This window comes from Vibrio ruber DSM 16370 (assembly GCF_900163965.1).
GTDB classification, from domain to species: Bacteria; Pseudomonadota; Gammaproteobacteria; order Enterobacterales; family Vibrionaceae; genus Vibrio; species Vibrio ruber.
Genome location: NZ_FULE01000057.1, coordinates 1 through 5,804, shown reverse-complemented (window position 1 = coordinate 5,804; position 5,804 = coordinate 1). Strand labels below are relative to the sequence as shown.

Here is a 5,804-nt window from a genome sequence, read left to right as displayed (position 1 = left end):
ACACTTGCCTTCTATATTTCGGTGCAAAGACTATGTGGTATTTACAGTTCCAGCGCGTGTGCGCTAAGCTCTTTTCGTCCCCCATTGGGACCCCCTTTCAATTCTTAATTAACTCTTGTAGTTGCCAGACCACAAGACGTTTTTATCAAATTGAAAGGGGTTATATAACTGACTTATAGCTGTAAGCTTTACGGAACCCCCAGCCTAGCTGGGGGTTTTCTCTATACAAAAAAAGCCAATCACAAGGTCGTGATTGGCTATCAATATGAACAAATTTGGTTCACTAACAACGTCAGTTGGCTAGGTGACCCTCGGCTTAATAAGGGTCATTCTAATTAATGCAGTATACGTGCCAACTTTTATTTTATCTTTAAGATACTGATTTTACTAATTTTTCATTTTAAAGGCTTAGTTTTATTGCATATATGGACATAGCTAAAATGCAAAATAAAAAAAATTCCCATTTTGCAAAAAACGCTTCTGAGCGAGTCATACAAATAAACTTCGGGAACGGCCCCCTGTCAGAACAATTAACCGCTCTCAGTGAAGCGACGAAAGAAATTAATCCGATTCTCGATATGATCCATTCATTGGCCGCTCAAACCGACCTGAGTGAACGAATACCTTCAATCACGTACGGATAAAGTTGATGACGTGACCTTGGCAACAACTTTGCACTTATTTCCTCACAGCTATGAAATCAGACTTATAATGAACGGGATGATTCCGAGGGAACGAAGAGGGAAAACTATGAATTTCAGGATTGTGTCGACTTTTATCACTGGTTTTATCCTTACACTGGCCATCCCCCTGAGCGCACAATCCGCCCCACAAGAAAGACAAAATTGTGTCACGGTGATCACATCCGGCAGTACCAGCCGGGCGTTTTGGTCAAAGGTCATTGAAGGCGCAACGCAAGCAGGCAAAGAATTGGGATTGAAAGTCTACGCCAGAGGAACCGTTGAAGACTCCGATTCTTCCGGGCAAAAATTCGTCTTAGAGAACACGATGAAACTGTTTCACTGCCGTGGTCTGGTGATTGCGCCATCAGATGCCAGTCGCAATCAAGACATCGCCCACTTAAAAGCGGAAGGCATTCCGGTAATCTATATTGATCGGGATACCGGTGGTGATCGACTGGCTTCTGTCACGACAGATAACTATGCTGCGGGACAACTGGCCGCTCAAAAAATGGGGGAAGCATTAGGCTATCAGGGAAATGTCCTGCTTTTCCGGCTCAAGAAAGGTGTTGCATCGACAGATGCCAGAGAACGAGGCTTTGCCGATGAAGCCCAAAAGATAGGTCTGACAATCGTTGCCGATGCTTATCTGGGCACGCAAGTCGGTGATGCACGTTCAAAGTCAGCCGAGATCCTGGAGCAATTTCCTCATGCCAATGGGATTTTTACTCCGAATGATACGACAACAATTGGCGTATTAATTTCACGAGAAAGCTACCTCAATCAATCTAATGTCATTCACATCGGCTTTGATGAACAAGAAATGATGGTTGAAAGCCTCAAAAATGGCTCACTGTACGGCTATATGATTCAGCTCCCGTATAAAATGGGTTACAAGGGAGTCTGGCTGATTCATGAAGCGCTGCAGGGAAAGACCGTTGAAGGTCAATTACACACACCGATTGAGTTTATCTCTCGCCCGCAGCCTACCCCGGCAGAATCAACGGCTAAATCACAGTAGCCATATTCATCCCAGGCTGGTAGTGACGATGAACAATCCGATTGCATCGTCCATCATAAAGTCGTCCCCATAAAAAAAGCCAATCACAAAATCGTGATTGGCTATCAATATGAACAAATTTGGTTCACTAACAACGTCAGTTGGCTAGGTGATCCTTCGGCTTAAAAAGGATCACTCTTGGTAAAGCACTATACGTGCCAACTTTTTAATAAAATTTAACCAATTGTTTTTATTCATTATTTTTTATTAAGAAATCAATTTATAGCATATTGGCTCATAATCAATTCTTAAAATAAAAATTTTCGCATTTTGCAAAAAACTCCCGAAGGCATAATGAAAACAATCACCGGCTTCATTTGTATGTTATCTGTGTTCGCTGCGACGGCAGTGGAATTTGTCGTCCATTGGGGAAACATCGGCAAAGGCACGGTCTTGCTCTGCGGAGTATTTTTCAGTTTTTCGATCTTGTGGGTTTTGAGCAGGTAATCGCTCAAAACCCACAAGGTACAAACGAAAAATGAATGATTGACGCCATACTCATTTATTATGTTTTGGGGCTAAGTTTAGAAACTAACCCCACAACTCTCTGACCTAGATACTTCGCTGACAACAAATCAACCTCATCTACTACACCATCAACCGATAGAGCAACGACACCAAGCTGGCAACCTAAACGATTCAGACCTTGATCTCTATAGCCATGCGCTAAATCCAGACCAACCCAGTACATGCCGTGTTGACTGGCCAAAGTAAACAGATAATTCAACGTACTCGCTTGATCTCCATTCGGAGCGCTGCCACATGTAAAACCAGCAGCAACCTTGTTTGACCACATTTGGTCACTCCAATAATCACTACTTGCATCAGCAAACGCTTTAAACTGAGCTGAAACGCCACCCATATATGTCGGTGACCCCATGATGATCGCATCACACTCAAGCAATCTTTCGAAAAGTGTCGGATTAATGAATCGACCTTCGATGATTTCTTTTCCCTCAATTCGGTACTCAAGCACAGTTGCATTCGGATCTTCGTCATAAATGCCATTAATAACCGATTGTGCTAATTTTCCTGTAACATCCGTTTTTGTGAAATAAATAACTGCTATTTTCACAGATTTGTTCCTTTTATCCGAAAAAAATATAACGAAGCTAAGTGACTGCAAATATCCCGCTATACCCAAAATAACTGCCGTAAACACACTAGCCGATAAGCAATAAATCTATTTGTCAGATTACTCCGGATTTAATTTTGCACTAAAATGTACCCTAAAAGAACTGATTTTTTAGACGATATCCTTCTTGAGACCAACCTGCACACGACATTTTGAGTTCATTGTATTATCGAACTTAGAAGGCATAACCTCAATCAGTCAGCGCGTTAGCGGCTAGCTGGGTTGATTTATTAGCGCTGGTAATTTCAATCACAAGCTCAAATCCAAAAACGACACAGAATGACATCAGCAACCAAACCAGCCATTTAAAATCATTTGGCTCCAAGACAACATGAAATGGATTTCCTACCATATAGTTGATACCAAAACCGCTGAGTTTAACGCGTTTGATTATTTGGTTATGCTTCAGGAAGTCTATGAGCAGGGATAAAAGTACCCTTTAGTGCTGTATGAGATAAAATCGAATCAATAATTGTTTTCGATGCTATGCTAGCAAAATTCATAAAGAACCATTCGTTCTCCATCGCATAGTCTTGCTCCATCAACTGGCCCTTATCTAATTCAAATCTTATAATAAATTCGATATCCATTATAAAAACCAGCGCTTCTGAATCTTTTTCAAAACCGTGAACAAATGCGTTTATGGATATCGAAATTTCGTTATGTAAATATTCGTCTTCATCATCATTCGTTTTAAAAAATTAAATTTATCGCCAATGCTAAGATTATATTTATAGTAACCTTTCCCTCTAGGTTCTTTTTTCAGAGAGAAAGAAGAATTAACTAATTCATGACCTAAATAGGATACTTCTTCTAACATGATTAGTGCATCCTTCTTTCAAAGTTAATAATATTACTTTTCTGTTTTCTATTCTCTGTGTACATTGACTTGTTATGCGCTCTTGTATTGATTTTGCAATATAAACAATGCGAGTTCTTGTATTGTATTTGACTCATGATCAGCTGGGTATTTGCTCATGGAGAGGCTGACATTATCCACGGTACTCATTGTCGTGTCTAATCTAGCCACCATTGTTTTGTGAAACCAACATTTATATTCGGTTAGTTCCCTATTTGTTGCAACCCAAAAATTTGGTGTGTAGATACCGTTTCCATCCGACCTCCAAGACTGGATTTGCATCTGCCTAAAACTCAAATTATTTGAATCAAACACCTTCGCTTCAATGCCAATATGCTTTTCTTGTCCGACTAAACAAAACCAGATATCTGGGAGAACCGCATCTTCAAGTTTGCCATGTTCTGAGGCTGCATGGTGCTTGGCACCACCACCATCCATGCATAAATAGAGGTCTTTGTCTTTATCCATGAACGGAGAAAGTAAATGATATAAGTCTGCGACAAATCTATTTTCTTGTTTCATCTAAAATCCAATTCTAAACACACGGCTCGAAACCTAAATATCGCATCACAACGATTAGGTAACACCATACGGCCTACGCTTCCAGCTTCCGCAGACAAACTGCTTCCGCCAGCGTTTTTAGTTTTTCCACTTCACCTTGCAGATACGCCAACTCTTCTTCAGTGATTTCATAATGCATTGAGTAACGGGCGTCGATATAAGCGCGTTGCAGGCGGCGAAAGCTGCGGCGGTGGAATTTGTCATCCATCGGGAAAATATCGGCAAAGGTATGGTCTTGCTCTGCGCAGTATTTTTTCAGCTTTTCGATATTATGGGTTTTCGGCAGGTAGTTGGTCAGAACCAGCAAGGTGCAGGCGAAAAATCGCTCTGCGGCTTGGTGTAATTCAAAAGCCGCTTTATTCACATAACCTTTGTCTATCGCAATCTGTGAGAATTCTAAAAACTCTCCTGCACTTTGAAACCACTGCTCAAAATGCCCCTGTGCAATGTCACGGCGTTCTTCATCGGTGAGATCGCCCGGCTCGGCCAGTTCCTTCGGGGTGGCGGCAAAGATTTCAATACCCTCTTCGCGGATATCCTTAAAAAAATAATGACCTTGTCTAAGCTGTTCATTCACTTCTGCCAAGGTATGCACAATCAGACCCAGCGGTGCACTTGTGACTTTGCGGTCGATCTGCTCTTCCGCCCGACGCCAGACCAGATCTTCTTCCACCAGCGAGGATTGGTTAACGATCACCAGAATATCGTAATCACTGACATAGCCGTTGGGAATATCCCTCACCCAACCGCCTTTGGCATGGCTGCCGAACAAGATGATTTTCAGGATCCGAAACTCGGCTTTACTCCCCTGCTTACCGACGATGTATTCTTCCAGCGTATCGCGCAAAATAGTGGAAATCAGCGCCAACTCATGCTGTTTACGTTCGGGCAGATGATCGAGTGAAGTCTTCATATCTGAATGATTTACATCGGTTAATGAACAATGCCCACAGTGTGGCGAGCTACCGCGCAAAAGTCTATGGGTTTTCATCGGGTTAAATCTATATCGCTGCCTTTTCCCGAGTCACTTCACATCACTTTATTTTTCATACTGCAATGTTGAGGGGCTGGTGCGAGTGAGGTGTCAGAATGGAAAAGGTCTCAATCTCTACTCAAGCTTATTTTTGGACAGAAATGTGTTAGATATGATGCTCCAACGCCCATGAACCAGATTAGAAAAGTACCTTGAAACCTTAATCGTTTGCTATGTTTGTTTTTGTTTATTCAAAGAACTCTTTCAACACTGTTCTAGTACCAACTTTCTTCCAGTTGTCTGTGTAACCCTCCCCGAAAAAATGGACGCTGGTAAATAGGGCTTTTCCGTTTACACTGAAATAAACGGAGAGTGCATGATGAAAAAATCACGCTATACAGAAACGCAAATCGTCAAGATCCTGAAGGAAGTCGAAGCCGGCAGGAAAGTCAATGAAGTGTGCCGCGAATACGGGATCTCTGATGCAACCTACTATAACTGGAAATCGAAGTACGGTGGTATGGAAGCCTCTGATG

6 protein-coding genes and 1 pseudogene are annotated in these 5,804 nt (G+C 41.9%); 2 read left to right on the top strand and 5 right to left on the bottom strand.

All coding sequences use genetic code 11. The features are described 5' to 3' along the window. Positions 1-85, bottom strand: a pseudogene (locus VR7878_RS18875) (IS200/IS605 family transposase); the annotation flags it as partial. A 665-nt stretch (positions 86-750) separates the two neighbouring features. Between VR7878_RS18875 and VR7878_RS18865 the strand changes: the two are divergent. Beyond that, positions 751-1,701: an ABC transporter substrate-binding protein gene (locus tag VR7878_RS18865; RefSeq protein ID WP_159440505.1), complete on the top strand. Its 951-nt coding sequence runs from the start codon at positions 751-753 to the stop codon at positions 1,699-1,701. Between the two features lie 544 nt (positions 1,702-2,245). On the opposite strand, the gene VR7878_RS18855 is transcribed toward VR7878_RS18865, so the two are convergent. From VR7878_RS18855 to VR7878_RS18835, 4 genes are all read right to left on the bottom strand, one after another. Continuing rightward, positions 2,246-2,815, bottom strand: coding sequence for a flavodoxin family protein (locus tag VR7878_RS18855; RefSeq protein ID WP_077337556.1), 570 nt, complete (start codon positions 2,813-2,815; stop codon positions 2,246-2,248). A gap of 458 nt (positions 2,816-3,273) precedes the next feature. Next, positions 3,274-3,465 (bottom strand): hypothetical protein, encoded by a 192-nt coding sequence (locus VR7878_RS18850; protein WP_077337555.1) that lies wholly within the window; start codon positions 3,463-3,465, stop codon positions 3,274-3,276. Between the two features lie 302 nt (positions 3,466-3,767). Continuing rightward, positions 3,768-4,256 carry a hypothetical protein gene (locus VR7878_RS18840; protein ID WP_077337553.1) on the bottom strand — a complete coding sequence of 163 codons (489 nt, stop codon included), beginning with the start codon at positions 4,254-4,256 and terminating at the stop codon, positions 3,768-3,770. Positions 4,257-4,329: 73 nt separating this feature from the next. Beyond that, positions 4,330-5,208: a HEPN domain-containing protein gene (locus VR7878_RS18835; protein ID WP_159440504.1), complete on the bottom strand. Its 879-nt coding sequence runs from the start codon at positions 5,206-5,208 to the stop codon at positions 4,330-4,332. A 439-nt stretch (positions 5,209-5,647) separates the two neighbouring features. Here VR7878_RS18835 and VR7878_RS18830 point away from each other — a divergent pair. Next, positions 5,648-5,804 (top strand): transposase (locus tag VR7878_RS18830; RefSeq protein WP_139344045.1); only part of this gene is annotated, 157 nt, incomplete at its 3' end.